At 40.9% G+C, this 569-nt stretch carries 2 protein-coding genes; both read left to right on the top strand.

Annotated elements, in window-relative coordinates; all coding sequences use genetic code 11:
• Positions 1-61, top strand: a 61-nt coding sequence (locus J3U35_RS11585; protein ID WP_416380685.1) for a hypothetical protein, incomplete at its 5' end; no start/stop codon positions are given.
• A gap of 76 nt (positions 62-137) precedes the next feature.
• A complete protein-coding gene (locus tag J3U35_RS05540) occupies positions 138-428 on the top strand; it encodes a hypothetical protein (protein WP_267360100.1) in 291 nt (96 codons plus the stop codon).
• The last annotated feature ends 141 nt before the right edge of the window (positions 429-569 follow it).

Genomic DNA, 569 nt, shown 5'->3' with positions numbered 1-569 from the left:
TTGCAGTCTGTGTATTGACTGCCAACGCGAGGAGGAAATACGAGGGCGAAATTTTGTTTAGATCTTTTTTCCGTCCAATTGGACGTAGATCGGGTCTGAGTCATACAGCACTCATATATAGAAATTTTTTCAAGATAATGGAGATAACTAACTCAATGTTTAGTCAATTTAAAAATAGCTCGTACAAAATCGTGACCGTTTCGGAGTCTCAATTTGAGCTAATTAGTCGCGGCTGTGTTTCAGCGGTTGTTGTTCTGGAACCCGCCCTGCCAGGGATAAAAATAACGTCACATTTTATTTTAGCCCACGCCGACGCCGCACTGATCGCCCGTGTGGATCGGCATTATCCCAGCACTATCAATGGTCGTGTGGTTGTTGAATTTAATTTAGTTCAACCCCAAAACCCAAAACCCAAAACCAAAACCTAAACCTAAACACGGTGAATTTTTTATAACCGAATTGTCTGCGGAACAACTCAAATAGCGTTTTTCCCTCAAATCTGGAGCTAATATTTATATGTGTGTAGAAAAAATCAAAATCCGACATCCTCTATTGAGGTATTTTGGCGG

It is taken from the genome of Gilliamella sp. B2717 (genome assembly GCF_026536675.1).
In the GTDB taxonomy this organism is placed as follows: Bacteria; Pseudomonadota; Gammaproteobacteria; order Enterobacterales; family Orbaceae; genus Gilliamella; species Gilliamella apicola_I.
Note: the sequence above shows the minus strand (reverse complement) of the source record. Positions and strands in the feature narration are given on the sequence as shown.

Bases quoted from the DNA above. Each gene is read 5' to 3' on its own strand.
- J3U35_RS05540 (WP_267360100.1), top strand. From the start codon at position 138: ATGGAGATAACTAACTCAATGTTTAGTCAATTTAAAAATAGCTCGTAC.